The organism is Fictibacillus sp. 7GRE50 (genome assembly GCF_015903875.1).
GTDB classification, from domain to species: domain Bacteria; phylum Bacillota; class Bacilli; order Bacillales; family Fictibacillaceae; genus Fictibacillus; species Fictibacillus phosphorivorans.
In genome coordinates, this window is the sequence record NZ_JACZDW010000002.1 from 11,503 (window position 1) to 33,210 (window position 21,708).

The window sequence follows — 21,708 nt, forward strand, 5'->3', positions numbered from 1 at the left end:
TTTCGGGTATATTACATGAAACAACTATGATTTTTATAGGAGGATGAAAATGGGACGTATTAAAAAAGGCATTAAAGGAATGGCGGTTGCTTTTTTAATAAAACAAGGTAAGAAAAGGTTATTGCCTATTATTAAACGAAAGCTAAAAAGCAGATAATAACTAAAGAGCTCCTTTCCTAAGGAGTTCTTTTTGTTTAGGCACACGTTCATTGAACAGATCAATATCACCGCTTCATGTTCATAAACTCTTCTCTTAAGAAACGTACTTCAAACTCAATGAGTGATTCACCTGTTTCTTTCTCAAACATACGATAAAAATTTTGCTGCTTATTAAGTAATAACGATTTGATTTTAGCTTGATTTCCGTCTTTAACCAATTGATCGATCGCATAGTAGCTCTGTCTGTATGGACGATGAGTAGATTTTCTTCGATTCTCATAAGCCCATTCATCGACTGAGTGCAGTCTTGTGAAGGGAATGAAGTTTAGAGGTACAAAGATAGGCACCTCTCTCACACTCTGTTTTCCTGCATATTCTGCAATCCCCTCTTCAAACCACCTAGGAAGATGCCGGTTATCCAATTTATTTTCAAACAAGTAACTTACAATCCAATGATGTGTATATTCATGTCCCACCAACTCTAGAAATTTATCAGGATTCTCATCCATTTCATCAGTAACAAGCAGATGAATTGTTTCTTGAGCAGGGACGTACAATGCTTGCAGATTTTCATAAGAATGAAATGGCAAATGTTGCTGAAAGATTAATGGGTTTCGATAGAGGATGAGCGTAACCGGAAGAGCTTGATGAACATCAATCCATTCATTGTGATAAGACTGCATTTTACGGATATGCCGAATTGCAGATCCTGCAAACTTCTCATCTTGCGGTTCATAAAAAACCGTAGCACTTTCCTCATTTACATTTTCTAAAGTTTTTAAGAAGGATACGCGCTCAAATATTCTATCCTTTTCTACTAAAATTGCTTCCAAATAAAATTGATTTTTTACTCTTGATGTTAACGAATTAGGCAAAGAAGTTTCGAGCGCATAGTTGCTTATAGATAAAAATACGGTAGCGAATGTAATAACAATAGTAATAATGAGATTTGGCTGAATTCGTGCTTTAAGAAAAGTTGCTCTTCTTCCTTTAAGGATTTCTATGAATCGGATGCTGAATAAGAAAAAGCATACTAAAAGAAGAATCACCCCTACAAATAAACCCTCTATATCACTGAGCAGTAAAAACAATCCGTAAACCATCAAAAGTGAAAAGAAGCTAAGAAAAATATTTCTTATAAAAGATATTAGCTTCTTCAATCATTACACTTCCTTTGTCCAAATATTTTGTAGAAGTCGTACTATTATCGATATGCTCTCCATAAAATGATAATGAATCTTAGTTTTTACAGGAGGCGCTATGACCGGATACATTGTTGAAGGCAAAAGTGATCAACTGAGAGTACAAAGTGTTCATCCTCACGCCCATTTTGTCATATTAAATGGAATATCGTTTCGACATAAAGAACGAAGAGCGATTGAAGAAGCATTAATCCTTTGTGATGAAGTTTATGTATTAACTGACCCAGATGAACCCGGTGACAAAATAGCTTCAAAAATCATGGAAACCTATCCTGAGATCAAACGGATTCATATCGATCCGAAGAAAGCACGGAATGTCAGAGAAAGTCGCTACAAGTATGGTGTTGAATATTGTTCAAACCAGTATTTAAAAGAAACACTGCCAGGTATTTAATTCCCATTCAAAGACTTCTTTACTGCTGTCTCATCACCTTCTACCTCGAAGTACTCTTTACAAAGAAATAAAAAAAGACTGCAATCCATGCAGTCTTCATTTCTATTTGCTCTCAAAAAATTCAAGTGATTCTTCGTCTGGTCCGTAAAAGAAGAAATATTTTCCGTTTGGAAGCTCTGTAATTTCTTTATCTTTCATGACTACGTCTTTTTTCTGCAACAACTCATACTGCTTTTCAATGTCATTGACAGAAAACGCGATGTGATGCACTTTCCCCTCATTCGTAACTGGCCCGGTATATCCAGCGATCAGCTCAACAAGCACTTTTCCGTCTACACCTAAGAATGCTAATTCAACGGGTACACTAGTATGATCAAAACGATCTAATAGATCTAAGCCAAGTACGTCGGTATAAAACTTGATAGAGTTCTCCATGTTAGAAACCATAATTCCCGTATGTTCAATTCCAGTAATCATTGTTGTTTTCCCCTTTCTTATGTTGAAGCAGATTGTTGTTCAAGAAGCGTTTTGCGAATGCCTTCTCCATATTGAAAGAACGGTAAGGAAAGTAAGGAGATAAGTGTAAGAATGCCAAACACATAAAATCCTTGTTCAAATCCAAACGTGCTTAACAGTAAACCACCAATCCAAGGTCCCGCGCTGAAGCCAATCGATCGAAAAGACATCGCCCCAAAATATGTACCTCTCATATGCTCAGGTGCTAAATCATCTAAAAGTACATCACTCATTACGAACACGATTATTTCTCCCACTGTAAGAAATATCATACTAATCACGAGAAAAATCCAATTCGTTGAAAGTCCGAATCCAAGCAAAGCTAGACTAAATGCAAAACTTCCAAATCGAAGTGCATTCATCGGCTGAAATCGTCTTACATAGTTAGTGACCGGAAACTGTAAAAGCAGCACAGTAATTGCATTTGTAACGACTAGGTAGGCAAATAGCTTAACACCATTTTCAAATTGAGGAGCATTCCCTATATATTGCGCTAGCGTAGTATCCATTTGTGACTGTGCCATCATAACAATTGTGTTGCCGATTAGAAAAAAAGCAAGCACTCTATCTCTTGAAAGAACACCAATGGCAGACTTGATGGAAAACTTCCTTTCTTCTCCACCTTTCAACTCAGTTGAGTAGCCTCTCAATGTGAATACAATCAATAATGCATACAATAAATATGCCACAGCCGTAATGTAGAAAGCTTGAGTTGAATTTGATGTACCAAGCTGTGTCCCTACAACCGGACCAATCGCAGCACCGACATTGATCGCAAAGTAACGAGCATTAAAAACATGAAGCCGGTTTTCCTTTGTCGTTACATCCGCAAGCAATGCTCTTGATATCGGTTCAAACCATGAGCGACAAAGCCCGTTTAGCATGTTCAATAAAAAGAAATGCCATACTAGATCGGCTACAGCAAACCCAACAAAGACGGCACTCCATGTAAATATAGCAACTGTCATCACAGGCAGTCTTCCTATACGATCGGATAGATAGCCTCCGAAGAAACCACCGAACGTGCCAGTTAAAGCACTTACTCCTATAATCAATCCAACCATTGCTGGATCGATTCCTTTTTCATTGTACAAATAAATGGCTAAGAATGGCATTGTCATAAAGAATGCCGCTCGTGTAAATAGTGTTCCAGCAACAATTACGATTACTGCTGGATGCCACTTTCTAAGTAAACCCCTCATCTCCATTCCTTCTCTCTTCTATTTCTGTTACCTACTCTATCATTTTTTTATAGTGATAGCGTAGAAAATTTACATTTTTTGAAACTTTTCTATTTTTCCTTCGTCATATATAGGTGTACCCCCCTTTCCCGAAAAAAGCCCTCCCCTAATTAAGGGCTTTTTTCATTTTAAATAAATGCCCTTTAGTCCGTCAGCGCGACTTTGTCACAAAGTGATAACGTTTATCAAAAAAATCACATATTCGTCCATAATGAATTGGAGATTGATATATTATAGACATCCCTATCAACAACCCCCTTTTTTCATTGTTAAGAACGAAAGAGAGCGCTAAGAAGGATGACCTTCTAAGCGCTCTTTTTTCATCATTTTCACTTTCATTCACATTCGTCCCCATCACAAAATTCAAATTTCGCATCCCTAATAGCACCTCTTAATGCACGTTCGATATTTGCTTGAGGATGCAGGCCTTTTAATACTCGCTCACCAATAATAATGGTAGGAACAGCAGTGATGTTCAGAACTTCTACAGCTTCTTTTAAATACTTTTCTCTTTCTTGATTAAATTCACGGTTTTCCAAAGCGCGTTGAAATGTATTGCCATCGAGACCCACTTCTTCGGCGATCTTACGAAGTACGGTGATCTTTCCAATATCTTCACCCTTTTGATAAAAAGTTTTAAAAACAAGATGTGCATACTCTCTTTCCTTGTTATATTCTTTGGCAAACAACAATCCTTCATGTGCGTAGAAAGTATGTGGTTGAGGTGACACATCTGGCAAAATCATATCAACACCCATTTTTTTTGATAAAGGCTGAACGGACTCCTGCCACGAACGCTGTAGATAATCTTCATCAGTTCGTAACGTTTCTTGCGGAAATGGTCTGAGTTCATATGGCATCCACTCAATTTCAACATCTTTACCTTCAGTTGCTTTTAATAGCGGCGTTTCAGCTAAGAAACAATATGGACACACAAAATCAGAATATACTTTTATATGAATGGTCATGTTTATATCCCCTTTAGTTAAACCTCAGTTCTGCTTTTTTATATGTTTTCACTTTTGAAGCTTATGATATTTACATAATGATCATAGTTCAAGCAATAAGTCTTAATCTCCACCGCTCTTTAAAATCTCATATCATCCTACAGCAGTACGTATTCGTGTTTGATCAGAAAATCCTCATTAAGTCTTATTTCTTAATGAAACAACCTCTGTTCACCTTTTGTATTACATGATATATTTAGAAAGGCTTTATTACTTACATACCATATATTGATTTTTGAACTTATGAATACATACGTTTTACACTAGTCCCGCATCACTGATTTCAGAGCAGATGATGCACCATTTTAGGAGGATATACCGTGATTTTAATGGCAGGTATGATCGGTACAGGCAAGTCTACATATGCTGAATTTTTGAGCGAGCAGCTTGGGAGTTCTATCTTTTATGAAAGCGTCGTTGACAATCCTATTTTACCCGATTATTACAAAAACCCGAAGCGCTGGGCTTTCCCGCTTCAAATTTATTTTTTGAACACACGTTTTAAGACCATCCGAGAAGCTCGTACAAGTTCAGATAACGTTCTTGATCGTAGCCTTTATGAAGATTTAATTTTTGCCGAACTGAATTTTGATTCCGGAAACATGACACAGCTTGAATTTGACACGTATAAAGATTTACTTGAAACGATGATGAACGAGATCGACAAAACGCCAAAATCACGTCCTGATTTACTTATCTATTTGGATAGTGATATTGAGACTGTATTAAGTCGTATCCGTCAAAGAGGTCGTTCATACGAACAAGTTGATGAGAACCCAGAACTTTTGGCTTATTATCGAACACTTCATGCTAAATACAAAGAATGGATTAAAGCCTACGATAAAACGCCTGTATTGATGATTGAGAGTGATCAGTACAACATTTTTGATACAAATGATCAGGTTAAGATTCTTACACTTGTAAAGAATGAACTGGCACGACTGGATTCATTGAAGCAACCTTCTTTTCTTATGCATGAAAGCCTATAAAACCACAAACACTATTAGGACAAACAAGGTTTAAGGAGTGAACACAAATTGTTTACATTGTTCTTTATTTTGTTATCTGTCCTTGTAGCTGCAGTAGGTCTCTGGTGGACGATGAAAATCGCAAAAAAACAAAAAATGTATACGGAAGATGAAGTAAATCCTGCTGTATCAAGACATACTGCATTGTTGAATCCTGTATTTATTGCACTCGCCGGCTTCACACTCGTGATCGGCCTCATCATCTACATTGCCTATTTTGTCTACTAAGAACTTAAAGACCAAAAGACATTTAGTCTTTTGGTCTTTTTTCTAAATCTTGTGGTTTCTCAGGATTCCAAAAACTCATACTTTCAATAAATTGTCTTGTTTCCTCTTGACCGAGATCATGAATCATCTGATACGCTTCTCTTAGTTTTTCATCATACCTGTCGTTGTCTGAGTCGTTTGAATAAGGTACGTATGGTAAGTGTGACCTCACAAAAGTATCATTTGCCGTACTGTCCAGCTCACTAAACTTTCTTTCAAGATGTCTTACGTCTTCATCAGAAGCAGAAATTTCAAACTGAAAAGTAGAAGCAGTTTTGATGGGAAGGATCTCACCAGTTTCAACATTAATGTAATACGGTCTTTTTTCCATTCTTCACGTCCTCCTTTTTTCTTTATTTTCCTCAGCTCATACATTTTTATGTAAAATCACCACCATCTTTTCTTTCTAAAATAGCTCATGATCATGATAGCGAGAGCTAAACAAAGAGTTAACACGTAGAAATAACCATATCGCCATTTAAGTTCAGGTATATATTCAAAATTCATTCCATAAAGACCAGCAATAAATGTGAGAGGTATGAATACCGCACTAACCAAGGTCAAAGTTTTCATGATTCTATTCATGTGATCGGACTTCAAAGACATTTGAAGATCTAGAATACCTTTTAAATTTTCTTTAAAACTGTCAAAAGCAGCAGTTACCCTTGAAAAAGAGGATAGCAAATCCTTAAAGTAAAAACCTGACTCTTCATTTGCATATTCAAAGTCATCATGTCCCATTTTCTGAATGATGCTCTCTTCAGCTTCAACATATTGTCTAAGCTTGTGTAAACGAGTCTTCCAGCGGTAGACATCTCGCCCGATCTCACGTTTCTGCGGGTCGATAAACACACTTTTTTCAAGCTCTAAAAACTCATCCGAAAGTTGATCTACTACTTCTAGATAAGAACTTACAATATCCTTCATCAGATAGTACAACATATAACTAACATGCTTCATGTGCTCGGGATTGCTCGTGAAATCATTGACAAGTTGTTCCCTAAAAGATATTTCATGTTCACTCATGACAATTAAATAGTTCTTACCGATTAATAGGTTAAGTCTTGTTGGTTCATAATTTTCTGTTCCTAAATAAAACGTTGAAACAACAGCGTGATTTGCATAGACATTCAATTGTGGATGTTCCGAAAAATTCATAAAAGCATGTTTGGCTAAAGGATGAAGATCAAGCTGCTCTAATATTTCGTCTTGATTCATTTCTTCAGGAGATTGATAAAACATCCAAATCGTTTCTTCTTCTTTTGGCATTACAAAGTGTTCAATGCGTACCGATTGATTTGTGGTCTCTTTATACATTAACATCTCATGACTCCTGGCCTTTTTCTTCTATCTTTCCCATAAGATGAGATTCACATGACAAAAAAATAACCCTTTATCCAATTAGAGGTTAAAGGGGCACTGTACTAATACTTTTTACTTTTTTTACTACAACTCTATCTCCTTGTGCAGGTGGCTGAGAAGTTAAAAGAAACTCAACAGGCAAACTTGTCTCGTTACGAACTTGATGGGTTGTTCCTGCCGGAATAGCTATTCCTTGATGCGCGGTAAGTGTAATTTCTTCTCCATCTTTTTCGATCAACAATTCTCCGTCTAACACAAAGAAGAATTGATGTGAAAACACATGATAATGTCTCACCTCAGCTGTTTGAGGGGGCATTCTTTCTTGTATGATGCTTAGGTTATCTTGCTTTAGAAGGTGCCAGCCATCACATGCATCTCCCCATTGATAATGTTCAGCATTTAATGTACTTTTCTTTGACATACACCCTCCAATTATTTCTTCAAAACGTCCTCCAGATTTATCTTCATCCTTTGTGCACTAGGCGGACAAGTTAAATTATACTGAAAGACTTTTTGGTTAATGGTCTCTACTGTCTTTTTGATGTTAAATTCTACTGTGTACGTTTTTAGTTCCTCTTTTAGTACGTCTATCTCCTGACCAAGTTTCACCCAATTCGGGAGAATGTTATTATCTTTCATTACTTTATGAAGGCGCTTTTCAGGATTATAAGCAAGATCTTCATCAAGCTGGAGTGGCTTCCCTAATCCATCTAGATTATCGAATGCACCTTCTTTACGTGCACGGTTAACGATGGCTGTGATGTGATCTTCGTAAAACCAAGCATTTGTTTGCTCGTCTTTCATTAAGATCTCACGTTGCTGCAGTTCCTTTTCAAGCGACGTTTTCTTTTCCATCACACAAACCTCCAGGAATAAATTTTGTCTACACTTATACTTTATGTTTTTTATCCCTTTTCCCTTGGAAAACTTATGGCAGATTTATTGCGAATTTGTGTACAAATTAAGAACGCCTTTCCTCCTGGTTATCTTCATCCATGCTCAATTTTTAGGAAAAACTGGAGTTGACTTGAAGAAGAAAAAAGGAAGCGACTGCTCGCTCCCTCTCTATTACACACTTATTTTTTTAAGAAATACTTCTCCAGATCATCTAACATCAAGTTTGCAGCCTTTACTCCACCAGCTGTATTCCAGATTGCATCACTTACTTTGTAAGCTTTATCTGCTTTAACAACATCAAGGTTTTTCCAAAGCGGGTTACCTGTCCATTCTTTTTCTGTATCAGTCGCTTTTCCATCTCCAGCTTCGTACGTAAAGTAGAACAGAATGTCACCATTCATATCAGGAATACGTTCTTGTGTTACTTCTGCCATAAAATCATCCTTGTTCTGATCACCAGGACGTGCAAATCCAACTTGATCAAGAATTACACCAGAGAAAGAATCTTTGTGATAGATACGAGATGTTCCAGGCAAGAAACGAACCACTGAAACTTCTGTTTTTAATTGATCCGCTGCCTTTTTCTTCATATCCTCAATACGCTTGTCGAATGCAGCTAGAACTTCTTTTCCTTTTTCTTCTTTATTTAATGCTTTTGCATATAGTTCGAAGTTGATCTTCCAATCACCACGAAGCTCTTCTGAAAATACAGTTGGTGCAATTTTGTTTAGTTCGTCATATTGTTTCTCTTGACGCTGTTTGTTTCCGATGATTAAGTCAGGCTTTAAAGCTGCGATCTTCTCAACGTTCACAGCACTTTCGTCACCTACTACTTCAACGCCATCCATGTCACTTTTAATATGATCATACCAAGGATCACCTAACCAAGATTTAACGGCTCCAACCGGTTTTACCCCAAGTGCTAGTACTGCTTCAGTACCTTCGTTTGTTAAGACAACCACTCTCTTGTTTTCCTTAACTTCTGTTGTCCCCATTGCATGTTCTACTTTATAGCTCTCAGAAGATCCTTCTGATTTTTCTTCTTTTTCTTTATCTTTCCCGCCGCATGCTGCCAATGCAAGCATTAACGTTAACACCGTTGCGAGTGCAAGCCATTTGTATGTAATTTTTTTCATTCTATTTTCTCTCCCCTTTTTATAATGTAAATGATAATGAGAATCAATTACAATTCGTATCATAATATGTTATGAATACGTTGTCAACAACTAAATGATAATGATTTTCAAAGTCATTGACAGAAACCTACTTTACTTTTAAACTGATAAATGAGAATAACTTTCATTAATAAAAGAGGCTCTAATGAACGGAATATTATACGGAAATAAATTGAAGACAGCCGGGCTTATCGTTGGCATACTAATCGCACTCATTATAATGGTCTTGAGTGTTGTGCTGGGTTATACGAACACTTCACTAAAACAAGCTATTGAAGCGTATACGGCTTTTAACGGCTCTAACGAACATTTAATTATTCAACTATCTCGAGTCCCACGTTCACTTGTAGGTATGGCTGTTGGCATCTCTTTAGGGATCGCCGGCGTTCTCATGCAAGCGCTCACTCGAAATCCAATTGCATCTCCGGATATATTTGGTGTTAATGCCGGTGCTGGATTCTTTATTGTTTTTGGCGTTACTTTCCTAGGAGTATCATCCATACAACAATTTATGTGGATCGGTTTCTTAGGAGCTGCAGTTGCTGCAGGATTGGCTTATGCATTAGGTTCTGCTGGCCAAGGTGGACTTACACCTGTTAAATTGACACTTGCTGGAGCTGTGATGGCCGCTCTTTTTGCATCTCTCACGCAAGGTATGCTCGTTACCAATGAAAAAGCACTAGATGAGGTTCTATTCTGGTTAGCTGGTTCAGTAGAAGGAAGAAAACTTTCTATGCTAGTCGCGGTCTTACCTGCACTTGTTATCGCTTGGGTGATTTCCCTCTTATTATCAAGGCAGTTAAATGCCTTTGCGCTTGGAGAGGACGTCGCCATCAGTTTAGGTCAAAAAACAGTCGTTTTTAAACTAGCGGCAGCTCTCATGGTTATCATACTAGCTGGAGGATCAGTTGCAATTGCTGGCCCTATCAGTTTCATAGGAATTGTTGTTCCTCATTTTGCTAGGTATCTTGTAGGAAATGATCACCGCTGGATCGTGCCATACTCTGCTATTATAGGTGGCATTATGCTCGTCGTTGCAGATATTGGCGCACGTTATATCATCATGCCTGAAGAAGCACCTGTTGGAGTTGTAACAGCCCTGATCGGTACACCCTTCTTCATCTATATTGTTCGAAAAGGAATTTTTCAAAAATGAGAAAGTACTGGGTCTTACAGCGTAAATCATTTTCTTTTTTAATTGATAAAAAAACGACTGTTAGCATAATTGCCTTAACACTAGCAGCAATAGCTGCCATGCTAATAAGTATCGGTGTCGGTGATATGTATATCGCACCGTGGGATGTGTTCAATGCATTAATCGGAACTGGGCTAGATATTAACCAGCTCATCATTACTGAATTTAGGCTGCCGAGGGTATTAGTCGCATTTATTGCAGGAGCCTCACTCGCTCTTTCGGGTGCTATCTTGCAAGGCATTATTCGTAACCCACTAGCCTCTCCCGATATGATCGGAATAACAGGTGGTGCAGGTTTTGCTGCAGTTGCCTTTCTAACGATGTTCAGTGATGATTCAAACAACCTTTTATTAAGTATTAATTATTTACCACTGTTTGCTTTTGGTGGCGCTACTATCGTTGCTTTCTTAATTTATGCATTAGCTTGGAAAGACGGAGTTACACCTATTCGTCTCATATTAATAGGAATCGGGCTTATGGCTTTATTACAGGCTTTAACAACGCTCATGATGCTTATGGGACCGATCTATAGAGCGAGTCAGGCCACAATATGGCTTACTGGAACGGTGTACGGTACTTCCTGGAACGAAGTAAAAGCTTTGCTGCCTTGGTTTATTGGATTGATTCCGATCTTAGTACTACTCGTCCGCCGTTTGAACATTCAAGGATTCGGTGATGACCTTACAAAAGGAGCAGGAATCTCCGTTCATCGTGAACGTTTCTTACTTTTAATGGTCTGTACAGCTCTTGCTGGTTCAGCAGTCGCGTTTGCAGGTGCGATGGGGTTTGTTGGGCTTATCGGACCACATATCGCTAGAAGAATTTCAGGATCATCGTTCGGCGGCTTGTTTCCCGCTTCGGCCTTGATCGGGGGTATCATGGTCGTATTGGCGGACCTTGCCGGACGTACCTTATTCTCCCCTTTAGAAGTACCCGCCGGTGTTTTTACAGCGGCGATCGGTGCTCCCTACTTTATCTATCTTTTATTTAAAAACCAATAACAGGAGTGGATGACAGATGGCTGTAATTACAACCTCTAACCTAACATTAGCTTATGGAAAAGAACCGATTATCGACGAGTTGAACCTACAGATTCCTAAAGGTAAGATTACCGTCTTGATCGGAAGCAATGGTTGTGGAAAATCCACTCTGTTACGTTCTATGGCAAGACTCTTAAACCCTAAAGGCGGTCATGTATTGCTAAACGGTAAAGACGTTGCGAAACGTTCTACAAAACAAGTAGCAAAAGAACTAGCAATCTTGCCGCAAGGACCAATTGCTCCTGAAGGATTAACTGTACTGCAGCTCGTTAAACAAGGACGATTTCCTTATCAATCATGGCTGCAGCAATGGTCACGAGAAGATGAAGAAGCCGTAATGAACGCACTTGATGCTACAAATCTTCTTCCTTTTATGGAAACACCAGTCGATTCACTTTCAGGTGGTCAGCGTCAACGAGCGTGGATCGCTATGACTTTAGCGCAAGGAACAGAAACCATTCTTTTAGATGAACCTACTACTTACTTAGACATGACACATCAAATTGAGATTCTCGACCTGCTTTTTGAGTTAAATGAAAAAGAAAAGCGAACAATAGTTATGGTGCTTCATGATCTAAATCTTGCTTGCCGGTATGCTCATCATATTGTAGCGATTCAAGATAAAACCGTCTACGCACAGGGTGCACCTGAAGAAATTATGAACGAACAATTAGTAGAAGATGTATTTCAGATGGCGAGTTCTGTGATTCCTGATCCAGTTTTCGGCACACCAATGTGTATTCCATATGGAAAGGGGCGAGTCGTTCGACATGTCAATACTCCTCAGTACGCCTAAGTCAAACGGTTGGACAGCAGAAGAAAAAAAGCATATCAGTTCGAACTATCGCTTCTCTTTTCAAGCGCCGTATGAGAATGAAGTTGTCGTTTCTGCCGAACAACTGTTGAGCTCTGATAATCTGCTTCAATTTTTGGATCAAACAGGACCGCGTATCGGTTCAAACAAACGCCCTGTAACAGCGTCTCTTTTCTTTAAGCGCTATGCGTATTGCAGTTTAACTTCCTGTTTATATGGGATGACCATCCTGAACAAGTCATTTGATATGAACATAAAAAATGTCTATCTTATCGATCACAACTCTGACAGCATGTGGCTTCCATCATTCACACTGAAAGATGCATCTGCTCGCATTGCTGACGAAAATAGAGCAGATTGGCGATCTTCAGTTATTGAAACACTTTTTAAAGAGAACATGTCAGTCATGTTGAATCATATCGCAAGCACTGCACGCATTTCAAAAGCAACTCTTTGGGAGAACGCATGGATTTACATACGCTGGGTTTATGAAACGTGGTTAACGGAAGAACATCCAGCAGAAGTTATGAAAAGAATCCAAGAAGATTATGCATTCTTTATGGAAGCTCATGCTTTTCATTTTGGGTTAACGAAAAACCCTTTCCATCGCTTTGCAGCTCCTATTGGCTGCGGACCTACTAAGACCCGTAAGACTTGCTGCCTTTATTACAAAACAGATAACGGGACTTGCTGTTCTACATGTCCAAAGCGATAAAATCGAGACTTTCTGTCCTCGATTTTTTGTTTTTTCTTTATCAATTACGGGTAATTTAGTATAGATAGATTGATTGGAGGCGATTGTATTGATGTGGTTATGGATTTTCTTAGCTATATGCGCAGCTGCAGCTCTATTTATTTTAATTCCAGGAATTAAGGCTATGAAGGAGTCAATGAGTACCGTTCAACAAATGAAGAGCACCGGTGACAGCATTACCGCTCGTATGAACGATGTAAAAACACAGCAGCAACTTCTTCAAGAAAAGAAAGATTACTTAAGATATGACATCTACCAAAAGAAAAATAGTTTTTCAGCTGTTAAAGAAGGATTCACAGATTTAAAAGATACCTTTAAGAAAATAAAAAACTAAAGGAATATGATAACCATGCGGATTACAACTTTTGTAATGGCTGCGATCGAACAGCCTGGTGATGAAATATTGAGTGAATTGTACGAGGAAGAATTGCCCTCTTATGAAATCTCAAAAAAAGGGTTGTACACCCCATATTCCTTGGAGTCTGGTGAACGGTTAATTAAGGACGAAAACGATACGTGGTATGTGTGTGCTTCTTTTGAAAGAAAAACGTTTCACGAGATCAAATATGGCAGACAGCTCTTTCCACCGCCTTACACGGATATTCCCATTGAACAACTACCATTTTTAGAGTTGCTGCAGCGATATAAATGGACCCCGTTAAACGCGCATTACGATAAAGCGCTATGCCATGTCGTCGCCGTAGTAGATGACATTGATTCCGTGTCTCTAGAATTCCAATCAAGATTGGCACACGCTGATGGTGATGATGATCCACAAGTGGCACACTCTCTTCATTACATAGAATCTAAGCTGAACGGTAAGCGCACACGTTTCATTTCAGGATGGGAGTCCCATTCTTTTGCAACGATAACGGAAAGTCACGAATTTGCTCAAAATATACTTATTCCTACTTCTTCTTGGCTCTATCTTTTGTATTATGAACATTTTCGCCATCATAGAGGTGCGATTCCTTCAGACCAGATGATGCCAAGATTATTAGGTAATCTGTGGGCTTCTACAGGAAATGAAGTTCCTTACAATAAGGAGCTTCTGCAGATTAAAAAGATATAATGAAAGCCTCTAGCTTTTATAGCTAGAGGCTGATTATTTATTTTACAACAAGTTTTGATACCATATCTGCATGACCGTTTCCACAAGGAACGCTGCATCGTAATGTATATTCACCAGGCTTTAAATTTACGACATCAGAAGAACCACCTGTTACGTTCACGTCTTCTCCCTCAATCATGACCGCGTGGTTACCATCAACGTTTTCTAGTTTAAGAGCTACGTCTTTATTTGCTGGTATCTCATACTCTTTTTTATCGAATTTAAAATTAGTAGCTTCAATTGTAATCGTTTCTTCCGCATTCTTAGTGCTTTTTTCTTTGTCTTTTCCTCCACCGCAAGCTGCCAGTATGCCAATAGCAAGAACTGCGATCGCTGCAAGCCAAAAAGATTTTTTAAGCATGGAAAATCCCTCCTAGAGTGTTTCTACTATCATTATAACCCCATTTTATAACAACTAGTATGGAGAAACTGTGACAGATAACGAATCCCGAAAAAAATAGTCCGTTGGTTGTCGGACTATTTCTCTAACTTCTTATATTTTTCATGAATCTGTTTAGAAGTTTGTTCGATCTCTTCTCCCCAATGGTCGTTCACCTCTGTAACGATAACCTTTCCTTCCTTATCGATCAGTGCGTATCCACGTTTAGCTACACTGTCCCCTTTCATATCTAAATGGTCAATGAGCTTAAATTCCGGATCAGATAAAAACGGAAAAGCAGGTTTCATCTCTTTGTGAAGGAAAGACAGATGCTCAACCGTATCAGAGCTTACCGCATAGATATTTACATCCATATCTTTAAATTTACCTATATTTTCATTCAGCTGAACCAGCTGCTTTTGGCAGAGACCTCAGCCAGCTGTAGTAAATAAAAAGATGAGTGATGGTTTGTCAGATGGGAAAACAACTACAGGTTCACTGTTTTGGTTCTCTAGCTTTGCTTCTTTTAATTTTGAATCGTTTCCACATCCCGCTGCAACAAGCATTAAAATAGTTACTACACACATACTGAGATTTCTATATATCTTTTTCAAGTGAATCCCCTTTCTTACGTTTCAAAAGAATGATTTATGGTAATCTATAATCTCTACGACCTATCATTTATTATAATAGTAAATGGTAAAGCATATTCAATCAATTAAATATGAAGGATGTTTATATGTTAAAAAAGAAATTGCTAGTCTCTATTATTAGTATCGTGTTCCTTATGTCTGGCTGTAGTTATTTGACTTCTAACGATGAACAACGAATTTCTGTAAAAGTTGAAAAGGTTGTTGACGGAGATACGATAAAAGTTCGAGTTGATGGTAAGTTAGAAACGGTTCGCTTTCTGCTCGTTGATACACCAGAAAGTGTTCATCCTTCTAAACCCGTACAGCCTTTTAGCAAAGAAGCTAGTAAACACACAGAAAATATGCTAGAAGAAGCTGATGTTCAGTTAGAGCTTGGAATAGGAGAACGAGATAAGTACGGTCGTCTTCTCGCTTATGTCTATGCAGATGGACAAAGCGTTCAAGAAAGCCTGCTAAAGAAAGGATTCGCACGTGTAGCCTATGTATTCGAGCCGAATACGAAGTATGTAGATCAGTACGAAAGTATTCAAAAGCAAGCCCAGAAAGAGGGTGTTGGTATTTGGAGCTTAGAGAACTATGTTCAAGAAGAAGGTTATGTTTCAGATAATGAAGAAGAGAAACCACAACACAAATCACAAAATGAAAATTGTACGATAAAAGGTAACATCAGCTCTTCTGGAGATAAAATTTATCATCTGGAGAGTGGCCGTTATTATAAAGTGACAAAGCCCGAATTATGGTTTTGCACAGAAAAAGAAGCGATGGATTCGGGATTTAGAAAATCTAAACAATAATAAAAACCGCTGATGACTTTTAAAAAGTCATCAGCGGTTTGATTTGTTAACAACAATCGTCCTGTCCAAGCATCACGAGACCTGATCCATATTTAGAATCTTCAAAGTCTAATTTTAATGCAGAAGTCTGCTCTTTGATCCTTGGATCAAACGCTACACGAATTCCGTTGATCTCTTCGATAATGTCAGAGTTTTCCGGCTCATCCAGAGCCAGGCCAAGCTTAGGACCTCCTCAGCCCATTCCTGAAAAGTAAACTCTTATTCCATTGGCGTTGTTCATTTCAAGCACTTCTTCTATATACTTCTTTGCGCTTAATGTTATATCCATAACCATCACCTCTTACAAGAAGTATAACGCAGAAGTGAGGTTATCGTCTAAGAAAGGGCTTGATCCATTCCACATATAAGGCAAATGCAATGGTGGTATAATGTGTCCACTGTAGATGTACAAAATTAGTGAAAGTGTAATTGTCTAGGGTCTGTCCCCCCCTCGCAGTTGTTTTAATACTTGCTCAATGTCTCCAGGAGTGAATCCACAGATCTCCATCGCTTCAGTCACTTTCGCAGCGATATTTTCTTTCCCTTGGTGTTCTTTAATGCGCAGAAGCAACTCATTAACTTTAGCTGCATTGTATGTTTCATGATAATTCTTAATAAATGTATCCATCTCAATTCCTCCCCTTTCGTTTTATATTGCGGTAGCCATATATATGTTGTGTACAACTCTCGTTAGAATTTGTCTATACGTTATTTGAAGAATAATAAAAAAGCCCGGTACATAAATACCGGGCCATTACGTGTAGGACAATATGACAGCGATGATTATTTCTTCTTTACTTTATAAAGAATAAACAAAAAGATGACAACAACAGCTATGATCATGATTCCGCGTGTATAAGGAGCTGCAATCGTTTTAATATCCTCCCAGTTAGAACCAAGACGGCTGCCTAATTCAATAAAGAAAATTGACCATGGAATAACAGCTAATGTTGTGAACAACGTAAACTTCGCGAATGACATTTTTGCGATTCCCGCTGGGATGCTGATAGCATGTCTCACAACCGGAATAAATCGTGCAAAAAAGATGACACCTGTTCCATATTTATTGAACCATCTTTCAGACAAGTCGATCTGCTTCTTTGAGATTAGGACATACTTTCCATACTTCTCAAGAAACGGACGGCCACCGTAATATCCCATCCAATACAAAAAGAGCTGTGCAAGCGTTCCTCCGATCGTTCCAGCAATAACACTCAGCGTGAAGTTTAAGTGCCCCTGTGACACCATATACCCTCCATAAGACAAAACCAGCTCACTCGGGATCACTTCGACCATCAAACCAAGTGCGATCCCAAGATGTCCTAAACTCATAATCCATTCTAATAAAGAAATTACTAAATCTTTCATTATATCTCCTTTAATATTTTCATTTTATGCCGATAACAAAGCCTGTCCAAGCTGCTAGTAGTCCTAATATATATGTAAGGAACAAATACGTTAGACCTCTTTTAGCATTACTCTTTAATATAGTAACTGCTTCAAATTGCAAGGTGGAAAAAGTGGTGAGAGCTCCCAAAAAACCAGTAGCATACAGTGAACTCAATAGACCGTCTACTTCATCTGCCACATACCACCCTAACAGAAGCGATCCAGCGACGTTAACAGCCAACGTTCCCCATGGGAAACCTCTATTTATCCGTTGACTAATTAAAAAACGAACAACTGCACCTACGGCCCCACCTGCTGCTACGGCTATTGTTTGTGCGATCATTGTTCTTCACCTGCTTTGCCATAGTAAATAGAACCTAACTTCATTCCCAAGTAGATAGCGATAACACCTGTAACAGCACTTGCTGAAAAATATAACAATGCCATTGTATACAGCTGATCCTCAACCAGTAATAATATTTCTGTGTTGAAAGTAGAGAATGTTGTAAAAGAACCGATTAAACCAGTCTGTAGAGCTACTATTAAATTGTTGTTGTTTATACGTTTCACACCAAAAACAACAAACCAGCCTAGAATAAAACTGCCGATTACGTTAACCAAAAAAGTAGAAAATGGAAAAGACCCCTGTGGGTGGAAAAGAAGCAGACCGCACCAAAAACGCAGCAGTGCTCCAACTATCCCTCCAAGCGCGACTGCAAGTATTTTCACCTAAAATAATCCTCCTATATGTACAAAAAGATTAAGACATTCAGCCTTAATCTTTCGTAACTTCTTTATTCCAGATTAAATTTGCACAATACTTGATAATATCCCGTCTTCTAATAATTCCAATAAAATGGCCGTCATCATCTGTAACGGGTATAAAATTTTGGTCGGTAGACAAAGTAATAAGATCTTCCATGTTAGAGTTGATGGAAACAGAGATATTATTTATCCGCTGAGGTACATTCACTAACTTTGTCTTTAATACGTCATCATACCCTTTGTCAAAGGCTTCTCTAAGTTTCCATAACAGATCGCCTTCCGTTAACGTTCCTATGTAACGACCTTCTTCTGAGACGAGAGGCACAGAGGTGTACTTGTGGTAAGATAACTTTTCAAGTGCCTGTCTCATCGTTGCTTCTGGGTTCAAATACTTCACTTCATCTTTAGGCAACAAATAAAAAGCAATATTCATGTTAGTACGCGCTCTCCTTTTTAAGCCTGATTCACGCTTATTAAAACGCTTAGTTAAAAAACATCTTCTTTATTATACCAAAAACGACTTCTATCTGCTTGTAAAATCACTACCCTTTAGAGTTTTCGTTTTAGACTATATATTTCACATCTAGTAAAAAATCTTCCAATACAAGAAATAATATTTTACAAATCGTAATGATTACGTTTATAATGAGTAAGGATTGTTTGAAAGGAGAGAAAGCTAAAATGCGAACGATAAGCTTATTAAGCGTAACGATAATGTTAATTCTATCAGCTGCATGCGGTAATAATAGCACATCTGATCAAAAAGAGGGTACATTGAAGATCTATACCACCATGTATCCATTAGAATATTTCACTGAAAGAATTGGAGGGAAACATGTAGAAGTATCTTCTATTATACCTCCTGGTGCTGATGCACACACGTATGAACCTTCTACAAAAAAGATGGTCGAAATGACTGAAGGTGATGCTTTCGTTTATAACAAACTCCAGTCTGATGAATTCTCATCTTCCGTTGCAGATACATTGAAAGAAGAAGATATGCCTATCATTGATGGTGCAAAAGGAATATCCTATCACGAATCTGCAGAACATGAAGGCGAAGAGCATGCTCATGAAGAGGAAGAACACGCTCATGAAGAAGAAAATCATGCTCATGAGGAAGAAGGACATCATGATCATGGTTCTTTAGATCCTCATATTTGGCTTGATCCTGTTCTCGCACAGCAGATTGCAGATAATATTTATAACGGACTCGTAAAATTAAATCCTGATGCAAAAGCTGAATTTAAAAAGAATCATAAAGCACTAGTTGCTGATTTAGAGAAATTGGATTCAACATTTAAAACAAAAGTGGAAGAAGCACCAAAGAATTCGTTCATCGTATCTCATGCTGCATACGGATATTGGGCAGAACGCTACGGCCTTGAACAAATAGCAATCAGCGGTCTCTCACCTTCGCATGAACCTAGTCAGCATCAGATCGAAGAAATTATTGAAAACGCAAAAAAAGAAAAGACCAGCTATATTTTATATGAAGAGAACGTAAATAATAAAGTAGCTGCAATGATCAAAAAAGAAGTCGGTGCAGAAACCCTGACTCTTCATAACTTAGAGACATTAACGAAAGACGACATTAAAAAAGAGCGAGATTACCTATCTATCATGAACCAAAACATTGATACACTTTCAAAAGCATTACAATAAACAAAAACGCCTAGGAAAAAAATTTCCCAGGCGTTTTTTTATATCGCATCAAGCATCTTAAACTGAGATACGACAAGGTGATAATAAATGCCTTCTGCATGCATAAGCTCCGCATGACTACCTTGCTCCATGATCTCACCGTGATCGAGAACGACGATATTATCTGCCTCTCTGATCGTAGAAAGTCGATGTGCAATGATGATCGCTGTTCTTCCCTTTAAAAGCGTCTTTAAGGCTTGTTGTATCTTTTGTTCAGATTCGGTATCGATACTTGCCGTTGCTTCATCCAGAATCAGAATATCAGGATCTGCAAGAAGTGCTCTTGCAAATGAAAGTAGCTGTCTTTCACCAACTGATAAAACATTTCCTCTTTCCTCTACTTCTGTTTCATAGCCATTCGACAGTCTCTCGATAAATGCATGTGCTCCAACTGCTTTTGCAGCATTCTTAACATCTTCATCGGAAGCACCAGGTCTCCCAAAGCGAATATTCTCTTTAATCGTTCCTGAAAAGATAAAAGTATCTTGAAGAACGACACTTACTTTTTCACGAAGACTCGCTAGATTGACGTCTTTCAAATCTTTTCCATCAATCTGTACCGTACCCGATGTTGGATCATAAAATCGGCTCACTAAGTTCGCGATCGTCGTCTTACCTGACCCTGTATGGCCGACCAGTGCGACGGTCTGACCCCCTTGTATCGTTAGATCGATGCCTTTTAATGCTTTTCGATCCGCATTATAGGAGAACTCAACGTCCTTAAACTGAATTTCCCCTTTAATTTTTGAAAACGAAAAAGCATTTTCTTTTTCGTGAACATTCGGTTTTTCATCTAAAAATTCAAAGATTCTTTCAGATGAAGCCATTCCTACTAAAAGCTGATTGTAAACTTGCCCAAGTCGAGAGATCGGCTCCCAAAACATACCGAGATAAAAAGCAAACGTAACAAATACCCCAATTTCAAGTGCCTCACCTTGTATCAAGTAGGAACCAAACCACAATAGAATCGCTGTTCCAATCGCATTAGACATTTCAACAAACGGTCTGAACAATGCATTCTGTTGTGTCGCCGTTTTCCAGCTATCATACGTTTCGTTGTTAACTCCATTAAAGAAGCTCATATTCTCTTTTTCTTGTGTGTACGATTTAGTCACTCGTATCCCCTGTATGCTTTCATTCAGGTGTGAATTGAGCTTAGCTTGTTTAATACGTACAACTTGCCAAGAGCGTCTGATCTTCTTTCGTAAACTTGTCGAGATGAAGAACATAAGAGGCAAGATCACCATGATCGCTAGCGTTAGCTCTGGGCTGTAGATGAACATGATGACGATGATACCAAACAGAAGGATGATATCCATCAATACGTTGATAACACCGTTCGTGAACAGATCTTGTAAAGAGTTCACGTCATTAATGATGCGAACAAGAATAGATCCTGCAGAGCGCTGATCAAAAAAGCGATGTGACAGGCGCTGAATATGCTTGAACAGATGCTGACGTATGTCGTAGATCACATATTGCCCAAGATAGTTCATCCATTTTATCCGCAACGTATTCGCACCCCAGGATAATAGGTAGAGGCCCCCGATCGCAATGATTAATTTCACAAGAAGGTTCGTATCTTTGTTCTTGATTGCATGATCAAACGTTAGAACACCTATAAAAATAGGAACTACAAGTCTTACTGCAGTCGAAACCATCATCGCGATGATCGCCTTTGGCAACAAGTTCTTGCTGTAAGGCTTCATGTATTGAAACAACCGAATAATCTGCCCCCAGTTGAACGGTTTATCGATCACTTGTTCAGAAGAATATTTAAAACGAGGTGATTTCTTCGTTTTTAATTCCTTTGAATGCTGCAT

At 38.3% G+C, this 21,708-nt stretch carries 29 protein-coding genes and 1 pseudogene; 11 read left to right on the forward strand and 19 right to left on the reverse strand.

Annotated features, from left to right (window positions below; translation table 11 throughout):
* Window positions 1-224: 224 nt before the first annotated feature.
* Window positions 225-1,319 carry a hypothetical protein gene (locus IHV12_RS07070; RefSeq protein ID WP_197190398.1) on the reverse strand — a complete coding sequence of 365 codons (1,095 nt, stop codon included), beginning with the start codon at window positions 1,317-1,319 and terminating at the stop codon, window positions 225-227.
* 100 nt (window positions 1,320-1,419) lie between these two features.
* Between IHV12_RS07070 and IHV12_RS07075 the strand changes: the two genes are divergently transcribed.
* The gene (locus IHV12_RS07075) at window positions 1,420-1,755 is read left to right on the forward strand and encodes a toprim domain-containing protein (protein WP_197127438.1); all 336 of its coding nucleotides are present in this window, start codon (window positions 1,420-1,422) and stop codon (window positions 1,753-1,755) included.
* Between the two features lie 102 nt (window positions 1,756-1,857).
* Here IHV12_RS07075 and IHV12_RS07080 read toward each other — a convergent pair whose 3' ends face one another.
* The 3 genes from IHV12_RS07080 to IHV12_RS07090 form a co-directional block, all read right to left on the reverse strand.
* A complete protein-coding gene (locus tag IHV12_RS07080) occupies window positions 1,858-2,232 on the reverse strand; it encodes a VOC family protein (protein WP_197127437.1) in 375 nt (124 codons plus the stop codon).
* A 17-nt stretch (window positions 2,233-2,249) separates the two neighbouring features.
* Window positions 2,250-3,473 carry an MDR family MFS transporter gene (locus tag IHV12_RS07085; RefSeq protein WP_197127436.1) on the reverse strand — a complete coding sequence of 408 codons (1,224 nt, stop codon included), beginning with the start codon at window positions 3,471-3,473 and terminating at the stop codon, window positions 2,250-2,252.
* 374 nt (window positions 3,474-3,847) lie between these two features.
* Window positions 3,848-4,480 (reverse strand): DsbA family oxidoreductase, encoded by a 633-nt coding sequence (locus IHV12_RS07090; protein WP_197190399.1) that lies wholly within the window; start codon window positions 4,478-4,480, stop codon window positions 3,848-3,850.
* 368 nt (window positions 4,481-4,848) lie between these two features.
* Here IHV12_RS07090 and IHV12_RS07095 point away from each other — a divergent pair, with 368 nt between their 5' ends.
* A complete protein-coding gene (locus tag IHV12_RS07095) occupies window positions 4,849-5,508 on the forward strand; it encodes a deoxynucleoside kinase (RefSeq protein WP_197190870.1) in 660 nt (219 codons plus the stop codon).
* Window positions 5,509-5,556: 48 nt separating this feature from the next.
* Window positions 5,557-5,775 (forward strand): hypothetical protein, encoded by a 219-nt coding sequence (locus IHV12_RS07100; RefSeq protein WP_197127434.1) that lies wholly within the window; start codon window positions 5,557-5,559, stop codon window positions 5,773-5,775.
* Between the two features lie 22 nt (window positions 5,776-5,797).
* Here the strand turns inward: IHV12_RS07100 and IHV12_RS07105 are convergent, their stop codons facing one another.
* The 5 genes from IHV12_RS07105 to IHV12_RS07125 form a co-directional block, all read right to left on the reverse strand.
* Window positions 5,798-6,145 (reverse strand): hydrolase, encoded by a 348-nt coding sequence (locus IHV12_RS07105; protein WP_197127433.1) that lies wholly within the window; start codon window positions 6,143-6,145, stop codon window positions 5,798-5,800.
* A gap of 56 nt (window positions 6,146-6,201) precedes the next feature.
* Complete coding sequence (locus tag IHV12_RS07110; RefSeq protein WP_197190400.1) at window positions 6,202-7,137, reverse strand: magnesium transporter CorA family protein; 936 nt, start codon at window positions 7,135-7,137, stop codon at window positions 6,202-6,204.
* Window positions 7,138-7,222: 85 nt separating this feature from the next.
* Entirely contained in the window at window positions 7,223-7,597 is a 375-nt protein-coding gene (locus IHV12_RS07115) for a cupin domain-containing protein (protein ID WP_197190401.1), read from the reverse strand.
* An 11-nt stretch (window positions 7,598-7,608) separates the two neighbouring features.
* A complete protein-coding gene (locus IHV12_RS07120; protein ID WP_197190402.1) occupies window positions 7,609-8,031 on the reverse strand; it encodes a DUF1992 domain-containing protein in 423 nt (140 codons plus the stop codon).
* 221 nt (window positions 8,032-8,252) lie between these two features.
* On the reverse strand, window positions 8,253-9,209 hold the full coding sequence (locus IHV12_RS07125) for an ABC transporter substrate-binding protein (RefSeq protein WP_197190403.1): 957 nt from the start codon (window positions 9,207-9,209) through the stop codon (window positions 8,253-8,255).
* A 184-nt stretch (window positions 9,210-9,393) separates the two neighbouring features.
* Between IHV12_RS07125 and IHV12_RS07130 the strand changes: the two genes are divergently transcribed.
* From IHV12_RS07130 to IHV12_RS07155, 6 genes are all read left to right on the forward strand, one after another.
* On the forward strand, window positions 9,394-10,404 hold the full coding sequence (locus tag IHV12_RS07130) for a FecCD family ABC transporter permease (protein ID WP_197190404.1): 1,011 nt from the start codon (window positions 9,394-9,396) through the stop codon (window positions 10,402-10,404).
* Window positions 10,401-11,444, forward strand: a complete 1,044-nt coding sequence (locus IHV12_RS07135; RefSeq protein ID WP_197127427.1) for a FecCD family ABC transporter permease — start codon at window positions 10,401-10,403, stop codon at window positions 11,442-11,444. Before IHV12_RS07130 ends, IHV12_RS07135 begins: the two co-directional genes overlap by 4 nt.
* A gap of 16 nt (window positions 11,445-11,460) precedes the next feature.
* Window positions 11,461-12,279: an ABC transporter ATP-binding protein gene (locus tag IHV12_RS07140; protein ID WP_197127426.1), complete on the forward strand. Its 819-nt coding sequence runs from the start codon at window positions 11,461-11,463 to the stop codon at window positions 12,277-12,279.
* Window positions 12,254-13,012, forward strand: a complete 759-nt coding sequence (locus IHV12_RS07145) for an IucA/IucC family C-terminal-domain containing protein (protein WP_197190405.1) — start codon at window positions 12,254-12,256, stop codon at window positions 13,010-13,012. Before IHV12_RS07140 ends, IHV12_RS07145 begins: the two co-directional genes overlap by 26 nt.
* A gap of 88 nt (window positions 13,013-13,100) precedes the next feature.
* Complete coding sequence (locus IHV12_RS07150; RefSeq protein ID WP_197127424.1) at window positions 13,101-13,385, forward strand: hypothetical protein; 285 nt, start codon at window positions 13,101-13,103, stop codon at window positions 13,383-13,385.
* 15 nt (window positions 13,386-13,400) lie between these two features.
* Window positions 13,401-14,123, forward strand: a complete 723-nt coding sequence (locus IHV12_RS07155; RefSeq protein ID WP_197190406.1) for a hypothetical protein — start codon at window positions 13,401-13,403, stop codon at window positions 14,121-14,123.
* 37 nt (window positions 14,124-14,160) lie between these two features.
* Here the strand turns inward: IHV12_RS07155 and IHV12_RS07160 are convergent, their stop codons facing one another.
* The 3 genes and pseudogenes from IHV12_RS07160 to IHV12_RS07170 all read right to left on the reverse strand — a co-directional run bounded on the left by IHV12_RS07160 (window position 14,161) and on the right by IHV12_RS07170 (window position 15,155).
* Window positions 14,161-14,523: a cupredoxin domain-containing protein gene (locus IHV12_RS07160; RefSeq protein WP_197127422.1), complete on the reverse strand. Its 363-nt coding sequence runs from the start codon at window positions 14,521-14,523 to the stop codon at window positions 14,161-14,163.
* 116 nt (window positions 14,524-14,639) lie between these two features.
* Window positions 14,640-14,957 (reverse strand): annotated as a pseudogene (locus tag IHV12_RS07165) (redoxin domain-containing protein); the annotation flags it as partial.
* A gap of 15 nt (window positions 14,958-14,972) precedes the next feature.
* Entirely contained in the window at window positions 14,973-15,155 is a 183-nt protein-coding gene (locus IHV12_RS07170) for a hypothetical protein (protein ID WP_197127421.1), read from the reverse strand.
* A gap of 125 nt (window positions 15,156-15,280) precedes the next feature.
* Between IHV12_RS07170 and IHV12_RS07175 the strand changes: the two genes are divergently transcribed.
* A complete protein-coding gene (locus tag IHV12_RS07175) occupies window positions 15,281-15,988 on the forward strand; it encodes a thermonuclease family protein (protein ID WP_231620682.1) in 708 nt (235 codons plus the stop codon).
* 46 nt (window positions 15,989-16,034) lie between these two features.
* Here the strand turns inward: IHV12_RS07175 and IHV12_RS23040 are convergent, their stop codons facing one another.
* From IHV12_RS23040 to IHV12_RS07205, 6 genes are all read right to left on the reverse strand, one after another.
* The gene (locus IHV12_RS23040; RefSeq protein ID WP_197190408.1) at window positions 16,035-16,316 is read right to left on the reverse strand and encodes an adhesin; all 282 of its coding nucleotides are present in this window, start codon (window positions 16,314-16,316) and stop codon (window positions 16,035-16,037) included.
* A 144-nt stretch (window positions 16,317-16,460) separates the two neighbouring features.
* Entirely contained in the window at window positions 16,461-16,655 is a 195-nt protein-coding gene (locus tag IHV12_RS07185) for a hypothetical protein (RefSeq protein WP_197190409.1), read from the reverse strand.
* A 155-nt stretch (window positions 16,656-16,810) separates the two neighbouring features.
* Entirely contained in the window at window positions 16,811-17,395 is a 585-nt protein-coding gene (locus IHV12_RS07190; protein WP_066392783.1) for a DedA family protein, read from the reverse strand.
* A gap of 19 nt (window positions 17,396-17,414) precedes the next feature.
* Window positions 17,415-17,759 (reverse strand): fluoride efflux transporter FluC, encoded by a 345-nt coding sequence (locus IHV12_RS07195; RefSeq protein WP_197190410.1) that lies wholly within the window; start codon window positions 17,757-17,759, stop codon window positions 17,415-17,417.
* Entirely contained in the window at window positions 17,756-18,145 is a 390-nt protein-coding gene (gene crcB / locus IHV12_RS07200; RefSeq protein WP_197190411.1) for a fluoride efflux transporter CrcB, read from the reverse strand. Before crcB ends, IHV12_RS07195 begins: the two co-directional genes overlap by 4 nt.
* Window positions 18,146-18,191: 46 nt before the next feature.
* Entirely contained in the window at window positions 18,192-18,614 is a 423-nt protein-coding gene (locus tag IHV12_RS07205; protein ID WP_191752712.1) for a CBS domain-containing protein, read from the reverse strand.
* A 248-nt stretch (window positions 18,615-18,862) separates the two neighbouring features.
* Here IHV12_RS07205 and IHV12_RS07210 point away from each other — a divergent pair, with 248 nt between their 5' ends.
* Window positions 18,863-19,846, forward strand: coding sequence for a metal ABC transporter solute-binding protein, Zn/Mn family (locus IHV12_RS07210; RefSeq protein ID WP_197190412.1), 984 nt, complete (start codon window positions 18,863-18,865; stop codon window positions 19,844-19,846).
* Between the two features lie 38 nt (window positions 19,847-19,884).
* Here the strand turns inward: IHV12_RS07210 and IHV12_RS07215 are convergent, their stop codons facing one another.
* Entirely contained in the window at window positions 19,885-21,708 is a 1,824-nt protein-coding gene (locus IHV12_RS07215; RefSeq protein WP_197127414.1) for an ABC transporter ATP-binding protein, read from the reverse strand.